The organism is Dietzia sp. JS16-p6b, from assembly GCF_003052165.1.
In the GTDB taxonomy this organism is placed as follows: domain Bacteria; phylum Actinomycetota; class Actinomycetes; order Mycobacteriales; family Mycobacteriaceae; genus Dietzia.
Map to the genome: position 1 here is coordinate 821504 of NZ_CP024869.1, position 13497 is coordinate 835000.

At 69.3% G+C, this 13497-nt stretch carries 12 protein-coding genes and 4 tRNA genes (1 of these 16 running past the window's edge); 12 read left to right on the plus strand and 4 right to left on the minus strand.

Annotated elements, in window-relative coordinates; translation table 11 throughout:
* Positions 1-10 precede the first annotated feature (10 nt).
* From pstC to pstB, 3 genes are read left to right on the plus strand one after another with little or no spacing between them, the layout of a single operon-like run.
* Positions 11-1063: a phosphate ABC transporter permease subunit PstC gene (gene pstC, locus CT688_RS03735; protein WP_107755808.1), complete on the plus strand. Its 1053-nt coding sequence runs from the start codon at positions 11-13 to the stop codon at positions 1061-1063.
* Positions 1063-1977 carry a phosphate ABC transporter permease PstA gene (gene pstA / locus CT688_RS03740; protein ID WP_107755809.1) on the plus strand — a complete coding sequence of 305 codons (915 nt, stop codon included), beginning with the start codon at positions 1063-1065 and terminating at the stop codon, positions 1975-1977. Before pstC ends, pstA begins: the two co-directional genes overlap by 1 nt.
* Positions 1978-1986: 9 nt before the next feature.
* Positions 1987-2763, plus strand: a complete 777-nt coding sequence (gene pstB / locus CT688_RS03745; RefSeq protein WP_095719166.1) for a phosphate ABC transporter ATP-binding protein PstB — start codon at positions 1987-1989, stop codon at positions 2761-2763.
* A gap of 122 nt (positions 2764-2885) precedes the next feature.
* Here the strand turns inward: pstB and phoU are convergent, their stop codons facing one another.
* The 3 genes from phoU to CT688_RS03760 all read right to left on the minus strand — a co-directional run bounded on the left by phoU (position 2886) and on the right by CT688_RS03760 (position 5102).
* Positions 2886-3650: a phosphate signaling complex protein PhoU gene (gene phoU, locus CT688_RS03750; RefSeq protein ID WP_107757984.1), complete on the minus strand. Its 765-nt coding sequence runs from the start codon at positions 3648-3650 to the stop codon at positions 2886-2888.
* Between the two features lie 104 nt (positions 3651-3754).
* Entirely contained in the window at positions 3755-4933 is a 1179-nt protein-coding gene (dusB, locus tag CT688_RS03755) for a tRNA dihydrouridine synthase DusB (RefSeq protein ID WP_107755810.1), read from the minus strand.
* A gap of 93 nt (positions 4934-5026) precedes the next feature.
* Positions 5027-5102: transfer RNA gene (locus tag CT688_RS03760), tRNA-Lys, on the minus strand.
* A 127-nt stretch (positions 5103-5229) separates the two neighbouring features.
* On the opposite strand from CT688_RS03760, the gene CT688_RS03765 reads away from it, so the two are divergent.
* From CT688_RS03765 to CT688_RS03795, 7 genes are all read left to right on the plus strand, one after another.
* Positions 5230-5302 (plus strand) — tRNA-Glu (locus CT688_RS03765).
* Positions 5303-5457: 155 nt separating this feature from the next.
* Positions 5458-5531 (plus strand) — tRNA-Asp (locus CT688_RS03770).
* Between the two features lie 51 nt (positions 5532-5582).
* Positions 5583-5656 (plus strand) — tRNA-Phe (locus tag CT688_RS03775).
* A gap of 84 nt (positions 5657-5740) precedes the next feature.
* Positions 5741-9025: an arabinosyltransferase domain-containing protein gene (locus CT688_RS03780; protein ID WP_107755811.1), complete on the plus strand. Its 3285-nt coding sequence runs from the start codon at positions 5741-5743 to the stop codon at positions 9023-9025.
* 70 nt (positions 9026-9095) lie between these two features.
* Positions 9096-9881, plus strand: coding sequence for an enoyl-CoA hydratase (locus CT688_RS03785; protein ID WP_107755812.1), 786 nt, complete (start codon positions 9096-9098; stop codon positions 9879-9881).
* On the plus strand, positions 9869-11101 hold the full coding sequence (locus CT688_RS03790) for a GTP-binding protein (RefSeq protein ID WP_107755813.1): 1233 nt from the start codon (positions 9869-9871) through the stop codon (positions 11099-11101). Before CT688_RS03785 ends, CT688_RS03790 begins: the two co-directional genes overlap by 13 nt.
* A 184-nt stretch (positions 11102-11285) precedes the next feature.
* Entirely contained in the window at positions 11286-12176 is an 891-nt protein-coding gene (locus CT688_RS03795; RefSeq protein WP_107755814.1) for a LuxR C-terminal-related transcriptional regulator, read from the plus strand.
* 60 nt (positions 12177-12236) lie between these two features.
* Here CT688_RS03795 and CT688_RS03800 read toward each other — a convergent pair whose 3' ends face one another.
* A complete protein-coding gene (locus CT688_RS03800; protein WP_107755815.1) occupies positions 12237-12812 on the minus strand; it encodes a cob(I)yrinic acid a,c-diamide adenosyltransferase in 576 nt (191 codons plus the stop codon).
* Between CT688_RS03800 and CT688_RS17920 the strand changes: the two genes are divergently transcribed.
* Positions 12811-12933, plus strand: a complete 123-nt coding sequence (locus tag CT688_RS17920; RefSeq protein ID WP_255412663.1) for a hypothetical protein — start codon at positions 12811-12813, stop codon at positions 12931-12933. The two genes, CT688_RS03800 and CT688_RS17920, sit on opposite strands and share 2 nt — an antisense overlap.
* 9 nt (positions 12934-12942) lie before the next feature.
* On the plus strand, positions 12943-13497 hold the 5' portion of the coding sequence (gene murA / locus CT688_RS03805; protein WP_107755816.1) for a UDP-N-acetylglucosamine 1-carboxyvinyltransferase. Its footprint extends 729 nt past the window's final position; 555 of the gene's 1284 nt are visible here — the first part of the coding sequence; its start codon is at positions 12943-12945; its stop codon lies beyond the right edge, outside the window.

Genomic DNA, 13497 nt, shown 5'->3' on the forward strand with positions numbered 1-13497 from the left:
TGAAGGTCCAATGACAGTTCACGAATCCGTCGACCGCCACGCCGACCGGAGCACCGGGCAGTCCGGCGACCTCTCCGGCAGCACGGGGTCGGAGCCGGCGCCGGAGAAGGGCGCGAAGAGCGATCTCCTCGCCGGCAGGTCCTCTCGGGGCGCGGACGCGGTCTTCCGCAGCGCCACGGTGGCGGCCGGCGGCGTCATCGTCGCCCTGATCGCCCTGATCGCGATCGTCCTGGTCATGCAGGCGGCGCCCTCACTGATGGCGAACAACGTCAACTTCTTCACCTCGTCCGAATGGAACACGACCAATCCGGACGACTTGAGGTTCGGCATCCTCGACATGTTCAGGGTGACCGTCCTGAGTTCGATATTCGCGCTGGTCCTGGCGGTGCCGGTGTCCATCGGCATCGCGACCTTCCTCGTCCAGTACGCGCCGCCGCGGCTCTCGAGGTCGCTGTCGGCGCTCATCGACCTCCTGGCCGCCGTCCCGTCGATCATCTACGGCATGTGGGGACTGATCGTCCTCGGACCGTGGCTGGTCCCCCTGTCAGAGTGGCTCAACCGGAACCTTGGGTGGATCTTCCTCTTCGGCGACGGCAACGTCTCGATCGCCGGTGGGGGGACCATCTTCACCGCCGGAGTGGTCCTGGCGATCATGATCCTCCCGATCATCACCTCCATGTCGCGCGAGACCATCCGGCAGACCCCCTCGCTCCACCAGGAGGCCGCCCTGGCATTGGGGGCGACCAAGTGGGAGAAGATCCGGATGACGTGTTTCCCCTACGCGAAGTCCGGCATGATCGCGGGATCCATGCTCGCGCTCGGCCGTGCGCTCGGTGAGACCGTCGCGGTCCTGATCATCCTCCGTGCGGCGAGCGCCCCCGGCACCCTGTCGCTCTTCGACGGCGGCTTCACGTTCGCCTCGAAGATCGCGTCGGGCGCGGCCGAGTTCAACCACCCGCTGCCCACCGGCGCCTACATCGCGGCCGGACTGGTGCTGTTCATCCTCACCTTCTTCGTCAACCTCATCGCACGCTCCGTGTCCGGTGGAAAGGTCAACGGCTGATGACCCAGGCAACGTCCGACCTCGCCAAGCCCGCCAAGCCCTCGGAGACCTTCCTGCCCATCGCCGGCAGCCGCAGGGCGAAGGACAGGGCGGCGACGGTGGTCTTCTCCCTGTGCTTCGTGCTGGCCGTCATCCCGCTGGTGGCGCTGCTGTACAAGGTGATCGAGTCGGGCATCCCCGCGGTCATCAACCCCACCTGGTGGACCAATTCGTTCTTCCTCGTGTCCCCGTCCTCGATGGCGGGCGGTGTGGGTCACGCCATCTACGGCAGCCTCGTCCAGGCGATCATCGCCGCCGTCATCTCCATACCGCTCGGCGTGGCCGCGGGCATTATGTTGGTGGAGTACCCCGAGTCGAGGCTCGCCAGGCCGACCACCTTCATGGTCGACGTGCTCGCGGGGGTGCCCTCGGTCGTCGCGGCCATCTTCATCTTCGGGGTCTGGGTCTCCGTCCTGCAGTTCCAGCTCAGTGCGTTCGCGGTGAGCCTCGCCCTGGTGTTGCTCATGCTGCCCCTGATCGTGCGGTCCACCGAGGAGATGCTCAAGCTCGTCCCGGACGAGCTCCGCGAGGCGTCCTACGCGCTCGGCGTCCCCAAGTGGAAGACCATCGTGAGCATCGTGGTCCCCACCGCGCTGTCGGGGATGATCTCCGGGGTCTTCCTCTCGATCGCCCGCGTCATGGGTGAGACCGCTCCGGTGCTGATCCTCGTGGGCTACACGGCGAGCTTCAACTTCGACCTGTTCCAGGGGAACATGGCCTCGCTGCCGCTGTTGATCTTCAACCAGCTCTCGAACCCGACCGAGGCCGGCCAGTACCGCATCTGGGGCGCGGCCCTCACCCTGATCATCATCATCGCGCTGGCGAACGTCCTCGCCACGTTCGCTTCCAAGGCGCTCGCGCCGAAGACCAAGTAAGGACCTGTCATGGCCAAGCGACTCGACCTCGAGAACGTCGACATCTTCTACGGCGACTTCCACGCCGTGAAGGACGTCGACCTCCACGTCCCCCCGCGCTCGGTGACCGCCTTCATCGGCCCGTCAGGCTGCGGCAAATCCACCGTGCTCCGCTCGCTCAACCGCATGCACGAGGAGATCGCGGGCGCGTACGCCACAGGATCCATCAAGCTCGACGGCGTGGACATCTACGACAAGAAGGTGGATCCCGTCGCCGTCCGCCGGACCATCGGGATGGTGTTCCAGCGGCCCAACCCGTTCCCCACGATGTCGATCAAGGAGAACGTCACCGCCGGCCTCAGGCTCCAGGGTGTCAGGAACAAGAAGACGCTGGACGAGGTGGCCGAGAAGTCGCTGCGCGGCGCGAATTTGTGGAACGAGGTCAAGGATCGTCTGGACAAGCCGGGCGGCGGGCTTTCGGGCGGGCAGCAGCAGCGTTTGTGCATCGCGCGCGCGATCGCCATCGAACCCCAGGTCCTGCTCATGGACGAGCCGTGTTCGGCGCTCGACCCGATCTCCACCCTCGCGGTGGAGGACCTCATCGCCGAGCTCAAGAGCGAGTTCACGATCGTGATCGTGACACACAACATGCAGCAGGCGGCGCGCGTGTCCGATCAGACCGCGTTCTTCTCGCTCGAGGCCACCGGCATGCCGGGCCAGCTCGTCGAGGTCAATTCCACTGAGAAGATATTCTCGAACCCGGACAACAAGCAGACCGAGGACTACGTGTCCGGCCGTTTCGGCTGAGTCACCACACACCGCGAGTCACCACACTCAGCAGAGCGCCCCGGCGCCCGCCCACGAGGCGGGCGCCGGGGCGCTCGTCGTCGGCGCTCGGTTCTCGTTGCCCGGGGCCGCCGGAGCCGCCGTCAACTGGGGTCGCGGTCGTCCTCTCCGGAGACGCGCTGTGTCAACGACCGGTCGGCTTCGTTGAAACGGCGCACCAGCTCCTCGTTGGAGGCGGGGGAGTACTCGGGATCGTCCTCCGCCGAGTTGGCGTATTCACCGGTGGCGAGGAAGATCACGCGCTGGGCCACCTCGACGGCGTGGTCCGCGAACCGCTCGTAGTAGCGACCGAGGAGGGTCACGTCGACCGCCGACGCCACCCCCCACTTCCACTCCCTGACGGTGAGCAGGGTGAACAGGTGGCGGCGGAGGTCGTCGACGGCGTCATCCTGTTGGGCCAGCGTGGCGGCCTGCTCGGCGTCCCGGTTGAGCAATACCTCGGTGGCCGCCCGGCCGAGTGAGACCGCGACCCGGCCCATCTCGGCGAAGTACCCGTTGACTGGCTCCGGGAGGACGCTCTCCGGGTGCCTGCGGCGCACGATCTTCGCGACGTGACCCGCCAGGGTGCCCATGCGGGTGAGGTCCTGGACGAGTTGGATGGAGGTGACCACCTGCCGGAGATCGCGGGCCACGGGCGCCTGGAGGGCCAGGAGCGCGAAACCGCGCTCCTCGTTCTCGGTCGCCAGCCGGGACATCTCCGTAGAGGACTGCAGAACCCTCTCGGCGGCCACGAGGTCGGCCTGGAGGAGGGCGTGGGTCGCCAGCTCCATGTCGTCGGTGGCGAGGGAGCACATCCGGGCCATCGAGGTGGCCAGATCCGCGAGTTCTTCGGAGTAGACGAGACGCATGTGGATCAGCATACGGGCATGTCAACCGCACAATCGATCACGGCGATGAACGGCCGATGAACAGGCGGGCAAGCCGTCCCCTCCCCGGCCCGACGGAGCGCGGTTCAGCCGCCCGAGTTCTCGGCGTCCGCGCCGGCGAGCGCCACCGCGTCGTCCTCCGGATCGTCCAGCCACCCCTCGGGTAGCAGGACACGGGAGGGCGATCCCTGGCGGCCGCGCGGGCCGTACCCGTCGGCGGGGAAGGGCTCGTCCGCGGGAAGGTCCGCGAGCATCTCCGCGAGATCGTCCAGGGTGCGGACGGCCGACAGGGCGACCCGCTTGCCGGAGCCGGCCGGGAACCCCCGCAGGTACCAGGCCACGTGCTTGCGGATGTCGCGCATCCCCTTGTTCTCGCCGTGGTGCTCGGCGAGCAGTTCGCCGTGCCGGTACATGATCCGGCCGACCTCGCCCAGCGTGGGCGGGGCCGGCGCCTCGCGCCCGTCCAGGGTGGCGGCGAGCTCGGAGAAGAGCCACGGTCGCCCCAGACAGCCCCGCCCGATCACGACACCCGCGCACCCGGTCTCCTCCCGCATCCGGACCGCATCCTCGGCGGAGAAGATGTCGCCGTTACCCAGGACGGGCACATCGGAGACCGCGCCGATGTGCTCGACCAGGCGGGAGATCTGAGACCAGTCCGCCTTGCCCGAGTACCGCTGGGCGGCCGTGCGTGCGTGGAGGGCGACGGCCCTGGCGCCCTCGTCGACGGCGATGCGGCCGGCGTCGAGATGTGTGTGGTGCTCGTCGTCGATCCCCACCCGCATCTTCACCGTGACCGGGATGTCGGTGCCCTCGGTGGCCCGGACCGCTGCGGCGACGATGGAGCGAAACAGCCGTCGCTTGTAGGGGATCGCCGATCCGCCTCCGCGCCGTGTGACCTTGGGGACCGGGCATCCGAAGTTGATGTCGATGTGGTCGGCCAGGTCCTCGTCGACGATCATTCTGGCGGCCGCGTGGGTGTACTCGGCGTCCACCGTGTACAGCTGCAGGCTGCGCGGGGACTCGTCGGGAGCGAACGTGGCCATGTGCAGGGTCCCGGGCTGGCGTTCGACGAGAGCCCGCGCCGTGACCATCTCGCAGACGTAGAGCCCGGACACCGAGCCCTGCTGCTCACGTTCGAGCTCGCGGCACAGTGTGCGGAAGGCGACGTTGGTGACGCCCGCCATCGGCGCCAGGACGACCGGCGAGGCGAGCTCGAGGGGGCCGATGCGCAGGGCGGGCGCGCCGGTGGCGGTGGGTGCGGACATGGATACGAGTGTCCCAGTGCGGTGCGGGCAGGTCCAATGCGGCGCCGCGGGCACGGCTACGCGGTCACTCGTGCGTCGCGTACCTGCGGCTCATGGTGCCCCCAGTCGGGCTCGAACCGACGACCTGCGGATTAAAAGTCCGTAGCTCTACCAACTGAGCTATAGGGGCGACGGTCACGATACCGCCCTCGTCCGCGTCGGCAGGCGTCGGCTCTGCCATGGCTGGTTTCGACGTCCGATGGGCCGTGCCCTAAACTCGAACCCGCTGCGGCCCGGCGATCCCGGACGTGGCTCAGGCCCCCTTCGTTTAGCGGCCTAGGACACCGGCCTTTCACGCCGGCAGCGCGGGTTCGAATCCCGTAGGGGGTACTAGGAGAGAAGTCCCGGTCACCGTTCGTCGGTGGTCGGGACTTTTTTCTTCCGCGGGCCGGATCCGCCCCGACCTGCGCCGGAACCGCCGCTGAGCCACTGATTTGCGTCCGGGGGGCAGCGTCGATTACTGTTCTGTCTCGTGCGAAAAGCACGGCCCTGTGGCGCAGTTGGTTAGCGCGCCGCCCTGTCACGGCGGAGGTCGCGGGTTCGAGTCCCGTCAGGGTCGCTGGAGACAACCGGCGCATTCGGTGTTCACCGGATGCGCCGGTGGTCTTATGGCCAGGTAGCTCAGTTGGTACGAGCGTCCGCCTGAAAAGCGGAAGGTCGTCGGTTCGATCCCGACTCTGGCCACATCGAGTACAGCGCGCCGGGGGTTTTCCTCCGGCGCGTTCGTCATTTCGGGGAACGTCCGTGCCTCGTTATAGCGTGGACGCCATGCCATCGTCTGCCACCGAGGTCCGTGACGCCCCGGACAGGTCCCGCACAGGACCCCGGTGGGGGCTCGTCGCCGCGGTCAGCGGTCTGCTCGGGATCCTCCTCGCCCTCATCGTCCCGTTGCTCCCGGTCACCCAGACCACCTCGACGATCAGCTGGCCGGAGACCGGGACACTCGACCCGGTGACGGCGCCGCTCGTGGCGTACTACCCGCTCGACCTGGTCGCCGAGATCCCGTGTGCGGCGGTCGGGGAGTTGCGTGACCAGGGTCGTGAGGACGGGGTCCTGGTGTCCACGGCTCCGCGGGAGGCGGGTGAGAACGCCGGTGCCCGCGCGCTCATGGTGACCGTGGCCGGTCCCACCGTCGAGGTGCGCAGCCGGAACGTGCTGGTCGCCGACGCCCCCACCGAGGCCGTCACCTCAGCCGGGGCGTGTTCGGTGATCCGCGTCGTGGCCGATTCCGGCTCGATCGCCGCGGAGTTCGTCGGTCTCGAGGCGGACGGCCGGGAGGTCGGAGGGCGGATCGACCAGGATCTGCGTCCCCAGGTGGTCGGGGTGTTCACGGACCTCCAGGGGTCGGCTCCCGAGGGGATGTCCGTCGACATCACCGTCGACTCCCGCTACACCACGCAGGCGACCGTGATCAAGCAGATCGCGATCGTGGTCGGGATCCTCGCGATCATCCTGGCGCTGGTCGCACTGCACCGACTCGACCTACGGGACGGGCGTGTCGGTCGACGGGTGCTCCCGCGCCGCTGGTGGAAACCGCGGCCCCTGGACCTGGTGGTCGTGGCGACGCTGCTCGTCTGGCACGTCATCGGGGCCAACACGGCGGATGACGGGTACATCCTCACCGAGGCGCGCGCCGCGGTCTCGAGCGGCTACATGCCGGAGGTGTTCCGCTACTACGGTGCCCCCTACGCCCCGTTCGGGATGCCGTACTACCTCTACACGGCGATCAGTTCCCTCACCGTGGGCAGCATGTGGCTGCGCATCCCGGCACTGTTGCTGGGCATCGCGTCCTGGATCCTGCTGTCCCGCGAGGTGATCCCGCGACTGGGTATCGCCGCCCGCCGCGCGGCGGCGGTCCGCTGGAGTACCGCCGCGGTGTTCCTCGCGTTCTGGCTCACCTACAACAACGGTCTGCGCCCGGAGCCGATCGTCGCCTTCGGTGTCCTGGCCACCTGGGTCTCGCTGGAGCGGGCCCTGGCCACCGGCAGGCTGCTGCCCGCGGCGACCGGCTTCATCATCGGTGGGCTCACGCTCTCGGCCGCGCCCACGGGCACGTTCTGCATCGCGGCGATCATCGCGGCCTCCCGCCCGCTGTTGCTGCTGGTGATCCGGCGGGCGAGACGGGACGGCTGGATCCCCACGGTGGCGCCGCTGGTGGCCGCCGGGCTCGGCGTGCTCCACCTGATCTTCCTCGACCAGCCCCTGGTCACCACGTTGCAGTCCTCGGCGCTGCTCGGGGACGTCGGCCCCACCGGGCGCTGGTTCGAGGAGGTGTGGCGGTATGAGTGGCTCATGAACCCGACGCCCGACGGTTCCCTGGCCCGTCGGTTCGCGGTCCTGGCGATGTTCCTGTCCCTCATCACCTGCGCCGCGATCCTGTTCCGCAAGGGCCGGATCCCGGGCGTCGCGGTGGGGCCGGCCCGCCGGATCGTCGGCCTGGCCGCCATGTCCCTCGCGTTCATGGCGCTCAACCCCACCAAGTGGACCCACCACTTCGGGGCGTTCGCCACGATCGGTGCCGCGTTGGCAGCCCTGGTGACGATGGCCGTCCTGCCGGCGGCCACGCGGTCGCTGCGCAACCGGATGCTCTTCCTGGCCGCGGTGTTCTTCGTCCTGGCGTTGAGCTTCACCTCGACCAACGGGTGGTGGTACATCTCGATCTACGGGATCCCGTGGGGCGGCGTGCAACCCTCGATCGCGGGAATCACGTTCTCATCGGTGTTCCTCGGCCTGATGCTCATCTCGCTCGTGATCGCGTTGGTCCTGCACTACCGCGAGCCTTTCGCGCGGCCCGGTGGGTCGGGGCCGGCCGAGGCCGACCGCAGTCCGGCAGTCCGGCTGTTGCGCGAGGTCTCGCACTCGCCACTCGGGCTCGCGGCGACCCTCGTCGTCGTCATCATCGTGGCCTCCATGGCCGCGGCGGTCCGCAACCAGTACCCCGCCTACTCGGTCGGTCTGCAGAACCTGCGGGTGTTGTCCGGTGAACCGTGCGGCATCGCGGACATGGTGCTCGCCGAGCCCGACGCCAACGCGGGGCTGCTCGCGCCGGTCGGTGACCCCCGCGACCAACTCGAGGCCGGCGCGGACCCCGTCGAGTTCGTCCCCGACGGCATCCCCACCGATCTCACCGCCACCCAGGCCGTCGACACCGACACCCCGGGCACCGGTGAGGACTCCGACGCCACCGCCACCACCGCCGGAACCGAGGGCGGGGTGCGGGCGGGCGAGGGCATCAACGGCAGTCACGCCGCTCTGCCCTTCGGGCTCGACCCCGCCCGCGTGCCCGTGCTCGGCAGTTACCAGACCGGCCCGCAGTTCAACGCCGAGACCACGACGGACTGGTACCCGCTCCCCGAGAGGAAAGACGAGCACCCGCTCATCACGATCGCCGCGGCCGGCTCGTTCGCGCCGGACGCGATCCGCGTGGAGTTCGCCACCGACCCTGCTCCCGCCACCGCTCCGGCAGCCGGTGCCCCGGCCGCCACCGAGCAGTTCGAGTCGGCCGGGTCCGTCCTGCCCATCGACATCGGCCCGGCGCCGTCCTGGCGGAACCTCCGGGTCCCGGTCGACATGCTGCCCTCCGACGCCACGGCCATCCGGCTCGTGGTGCGCGACCTCGACCCGGATCCGTCGCGGTGGATCGCGGTGACACCTCCCCGGATGCCCGAGTTGGTGACCATGCAGGAGCTGGTCGGGGACTCGCGACCGGTGCTGCCGGACTGGGCGGTGGCGTTCCACGTCCCCTGCCTGCGCCCGTTCGAGGAATTCGCCGGCGTCCACGAGCTGCCCGAGTACCGGGTGCTGCCGGATCGGGACCTCGCGGTGAGCTCGACCAACACCTGGCAGGCCTGGGACGGCGGCGGGCCCCTCGGGTTCATCGAGCTGCTCCTGGCCGGCGAGACCGTCCCCACCTACCTGGAGCACGACTGGTCACGGGACTGGGGTTCGCTGGTGAGGTACGAGCCGTTGGTGCCCGGGGCGAGGACCGCGACGGTGGAGCACGGCGAGACCGTACGGTCGGGGCTGTGGAACGGGGGACCGCTCGCCAGATGACCGGCTAGCATCGGACCCGGAGCTTTTACAAGGAAGTCCAAGTATCCCCTGAGGCAGACTGGAGCACGCGATGTCCGTGACGGAGAAGCAGTTCGAGAACATCCTGGTGGAGCGCAACGACCGCGTGGCGGTCATCACGCTCAACCGACCCAAGGCGCTCAACGCCCTGAGCAGTGGCATGGAGAAGGAGGTCGTCGAGGCCGTCGAGGGTCTCGACTCCGACCCCGACGTCGGCTGCATCGTCATCACCGGTTCGGAGAAGGCTTTCGCGGCCGGCGCGGACATCAAGGAGATGAAGGACAAGAGCTACCCGGGGATCTACCTCGAACGGTTCTTCGGCGACTGGAAGCGGCTCACCGCCGCCCGCACACCGATCATCGCGGCCGTGTCCGGCTTCGCCCTCGGCGGCGGCTGCGAGCTCGCCATGATGTGCGACATGATCATCGCGGGCGACAACGCGAAGTTCGGCCAGCCGGAGATCACCCTGGGCGTGATCCCCGGTATGGGCGGCTCGCAGCGGCTCACGCGCGCGGTGGGTAAGGCCAAGGCCATGGACCTGTGCCTCACCGGCCGTCAGATGGACGCCGACGAGGCCGAACGCTCAGGCCTGGTCGCCCGCGTGGTCCCTGCCGCGGAACTGCTGGACGAGACCCTGAAGGTCGCCGCGAAGATCGCCTCGATGAGCAAGACCACCGCCATCGCGGCGAAGCAGGCCGTCAACCGGTCCTTCGAGACCACCCTCGAGGAGGGTCTGCTCGCGGAGCAGAACGCCTTCTACGCGCTCTTCGCCACCGAGGACCAGACCGAGGGGATGTCGGCGTTCGCCGAGAAGCGGAAGCCCGAGTGGCGGCGCTGAGGGATCAGCCCCCACGCGGGCACCTCGCCGGGGGTGGCGACGGGCGCCCGGATGCGCGCCGCGCCCCCGGCGATTCCCTGCCCGTGGTGGTCCTCACCGGCTACCTCGGTGCCGGCAAGACCACGCTTCTCAACCACCTGCTATCCGGAGCGCCGGAGTTGCGGATCGCCGCTATCGTCAACGACTTCGGCGAGATCGACGTCGACGCCACCTCGGTCGCCGGGCGTGTGGACTCCATGATCTCGTTGGCCAACGGGTGCGTCTGCTGTGAGGTCGACGCGAGCGAACTAGGTGACACCCTGGCCCGGCTGGCCGGGCCCGATCACGGGCTCGACCTGGCGGTGATCGAGGCCAGCGGTCTGGCCGAACCGGCGGTCCTGTCGCGGATGGTCCACGAGGTACCACGCGAGGTCGTGCGGCACGCGGGGATGGTCCAGGTGGTCGACGCCGAGGGACTCGACGATGCGATGGAGCGGCACCCGAGGTTGGCGGCGCATCTGGCGGAGGCGGATCTCGTGGTGGTCAACAAGTGCGATCTCGTGGACCGCAGCCATTTCGACCGGATCCGCGAGACGATCCGCCGGCACGCCCCTCGGGTCGCCGTCCTGCCCGCGGTCCGGGCGGCCGTGCCGACGGGTCTGCTGCTCGGGATGGAGCCGGATCGGTCCGTCGCCACCGGGGCGGCAGGAGATCCGGAGCCCGCGGAGGGACAGCGCGGGACCCACGACCACTCGCATCTCCGCGACCACTCGCACCTCCACGACGGCTACCGGGCTCTCACCGTGGCCCCGGCCGGACCCCTGCACCCCCGACGGTTCCTTGCCGCGCTCGCCTCGCCGCCGGCCGGCGTCTACCGCGCCAAGGGAACGGTCACCCTGTCCACCGTCGACGGTCTGCGACGGTATGAGGTGGCCCTGGTGGGGCGCAGGCTCGAGCTGCGAGCGGGCGGACAGGGCGCCGAGGGGGTGGTGATGATCGGCGTCGATCTCGACGACGACGAGGTGGGCGCGTTCCTCGGTGACGCGGTGCTGTCACCGGGGGAGGCGGTCGACGCGGAGGCCGATCTGGGCCTACACCCGTATCTCGTGGGTGACCCGGACGCCAGTGACGTCGAGGAGTGGATCTACGACGAACAGCGTGCCGCGCCTCTCACCGGGGCGGCCGCGATGCTGGTGGATCCGGAGGATCCCGAGGCATTCGATCCAGCTTTCACCCCCTGAGCGCACCCCGGTGGGGAAGACGGTGACGGTACCCCCGGGGTAGTCGGTCGGTGGCCTCCGCCTGAGGTCGGCATCAGCCCGGCCACGTGCGTATAGTGGCGCTGACTAAGGTGATGTGTGGCACGTGCGGGGGGTCGTCCCCTACTCGCGGTGGGGGTATGCCACGGACGTGGGAGGAGACCTCATGGACGAGGAGAGCGCCGGCCGTGGTGCAGCAGGGAACGCTGCGAGTGATGCGCAGCGTCGCCGGCGCGATCTGGCATCCGTGCGTAGCGCGATCTCTGCCCTGCGGGAGGCCACCGGGATCCCGGTGACCATCGGTGGGGTCGTCGGCGAGGGCCACACCCTCGTGCTGTCCGAGTCCCTCGGAATGCGAACCTCGGCGATGAAGGACCTGACGGTCCACTACGGTGCCGGCGTCGGTGGTCGGGTCATGGCCACCGGCAAGCCGGTCGGGGTGGCCGACTACCAGCGTGCCGGGGTGATCACCCACGAGTACGATCTCCCGGTTCTGTCCGAGGGTCTGCGCTCGATGGCGGCCATCCCGGTCGTGGTGGGTAAGGACGTGAGAGCGGTCCTCTACGCCGGCGTTCACTCCTCGGTCCGTTTCGGCGAGAAGGTCCTCAACCAGATGGCGGCCACCGCTCGTGCGCTCGAGCAGGAGATCGCGGTCAACGATGCACTCGCGGCCCGTGGCGCCGCCCCCATGGGGCCGGGCGCGGGGGAGGGGCGCTGGGATGACGTCCTGTCCAACGAGCGGATGCGCGATACCCACGCGCGACTGAGGATGCTGGCCTCGCGGACCGAGGATCCGGACGTACGGGCCGAGCTCGAACGGATCTGCGCCGAGATGGTCTCCCCGCCGCCGGAGATGCCGACCGCTCGTCTGTCCCGCCGCGAACTCGACGTTCTCGCCTGCGTCGCGCAGGGGAAGACGAACATCGAGACGGCCGCCGACATGGGTATCGGCGCGGAGACCGTGAAGAGCTACCTGCGCTCGGTGATGCGCAAGCTTGACGCGCACACCCGGTTCGAGGCGGTCAACGCGGCGCGGAGGATGGGCGTGCTGCCCTGATCGCCGGTCGGTGGGCCCGTCCGGCTCGTCGAACCCGGCGTCTTCCCGGACCCGGCGCCGTCAGCCCCGCTCGCCGCCGGGCACCCAGAGGACGTCACCGTCCGGATTGGCCACCCTCCCCAGCACGAACAGCAGGTCCGAGAGCCGGTTGAGGTACCGCGCCGGCAATACGGATGTGGTCTCCGGATGGGCGTCCGTCGCCGCCCAGGCGGCTCGCTCGGCGCGCCTGACCACGGTCCGGGCGACGTGGAGGTACGCCGCGCCGGGGGTGCCACCGGGAAGGATGAACGAGGTCAGGTCGGGAAGGTCCGCGTTGAACTCGTCGATCCACCCCTCCAGTCGGTCGATGTAGGACTCTTCGATCCTCAGCGGGGGGTACTCGGGGGCCTCGACCACCGGGGTGGCGAGATCGGCCCCGGCGTCGAAGAGGTCGTTCTGCACGACCCGGAGCACCTGTGCGACTCGGTTCTCCAGATCGCCGCAGGTCAACGCTACCCCCAGGGCCGCGTTGGCCTCATCGCACTCCGCGTAGGCGTGGAGTCGGGCGTCGTTCTTGCTCACCCGGGAGAAATCGGACAACCCCGTGGTGCCGTCGTCGCCGGTCCGGGTATAGATCTTGGTGAGATGCACAGCCATGACGCCAACCTACCCGCGCGCCGACCCGCGGCCCCGGCTGCACGGTGGCGTGGTCCCGCCGGAGGCGTCGCGTCGTGCCGCGGACGCCGGGCTGCGCGGAGCGCTCCCGCATCTCGCCTAAGGTGGACCCGTGAGCGGTAACCCCACGTCCCGCGAGGAGAGCTTCCTCGTCACCGGCGGAACCAGACTGGCCGGCGAGGTCTCTGTCGCCGGCGCGAAGAACAGCGTGCTCAAGTTGATGGCGGTCGCGCTGATGGCCGAGGGCCGGACCACTCTGACCAACTGCCCGGACATCTCCGACGTTCCCGCGATGGCGGACGTGCTGCGGCATCTCGGGTGCACCGTCGAGATCTCGGGCGGCACCGTCGTGATCGACACTCCGGCGGACCTGGGGCACGTCTCCGACGACAGGGCCGCACAGAGGCTCAGGGCGTCCGTCTGCATCCTGGGGCCTCTGGTCGGTCGCTACCACCGGGCCGAACTGGCGATGCCGGGCGGTGACGCGATCGGGGATCGCCCGCTGAACTGGCACCGCGAGGCGCTCGAGAAGTTGGGCGCCACCACGAGGATGGATCACGGCCGACTGTTCGCCGAGGCGGCCGAACTCACGGGGGCCAGGTACACCCTGGCGTTCCCGTCCGTCGGCGCCACGGAGACGTTCCTGTTCGGTGCGGTCCTGGCGAGG

What these genes read in the sequence shown, in the direction of transcription:
- pstC (WP_107755808.1), top strand. Translation starts at nt 11, where the DNA reads ATGACAGTTCACGAATCCGTCGACCGCCACGCCGACCGGAGCACCGGG.
- pstA (WP_107755809.1), top strand. Translation starts at nt 1,063, where the DNA reads ATGACCCAGGCAACGTCCGACCTCGCCAAGCCCGCCAAGCCCTCGGAG.
- pstB (WP_095719166.1), top strand. Translation starts at nt 1,987, where the DNA reads ATGGCCAAGCGACTCGACCTCGAGAACGTCGACATCTTCTACGGCGAC.
- phoU (WP_107757984.1), bottom strand. Translation starts at nt 3,650, where the DNA reads ATGCGTCTCGTCTACTCCGAAGAACTCGCGGATCTGGCCACCTCGATG.
- dusB (WP_107755810.1), bottom strand. Translation starts at nt 4,933, where the DNA reads ATGTCCGCACCCACCGCCACCGGCGCGCCCGCCCTGCGCATCGGCCCC.
- CT688_RS03780 (WP_107755811.1), top strand. Translation starts at nt 5,741, where the DNA reads ATGCCATCGTCTGCCACCGAGGTCCGTGACGCCCCGGACAGGTCCCGC.
- CT688_RS03785 (WP_107755812.1), top strand. Translation starts at nt 9,096, where the DNA reads ATGTCCGTGACGGAGAAGCAGTTCGAGAACATCCTGGTGGAGCGCAAC.
- CT688_RS03795 (WP_107755814.1), top strand. Translation starts at nt 11,286, where the DNA reads ATGGACGAGGAGAGCGCCGGCCGTGGTGCAGCAGGGAACGCTGCGAGT.
- CT688_RS17920 (WP_255412663.1), top strand. Translation starts at nt 12,811, where the DNA reads ATGACGCCAACCTACCCGCGCGCCGACCCGCGGCCCCGGCTGCACGGT.
- CT688_RS03800 (WP_107755815.1), bottom strand. Translation starts at nt 12,812, where the DNA reads ATGGCTGTGCATCTCACCAAGATCTATACCCGGACCGGCGACGACGGC.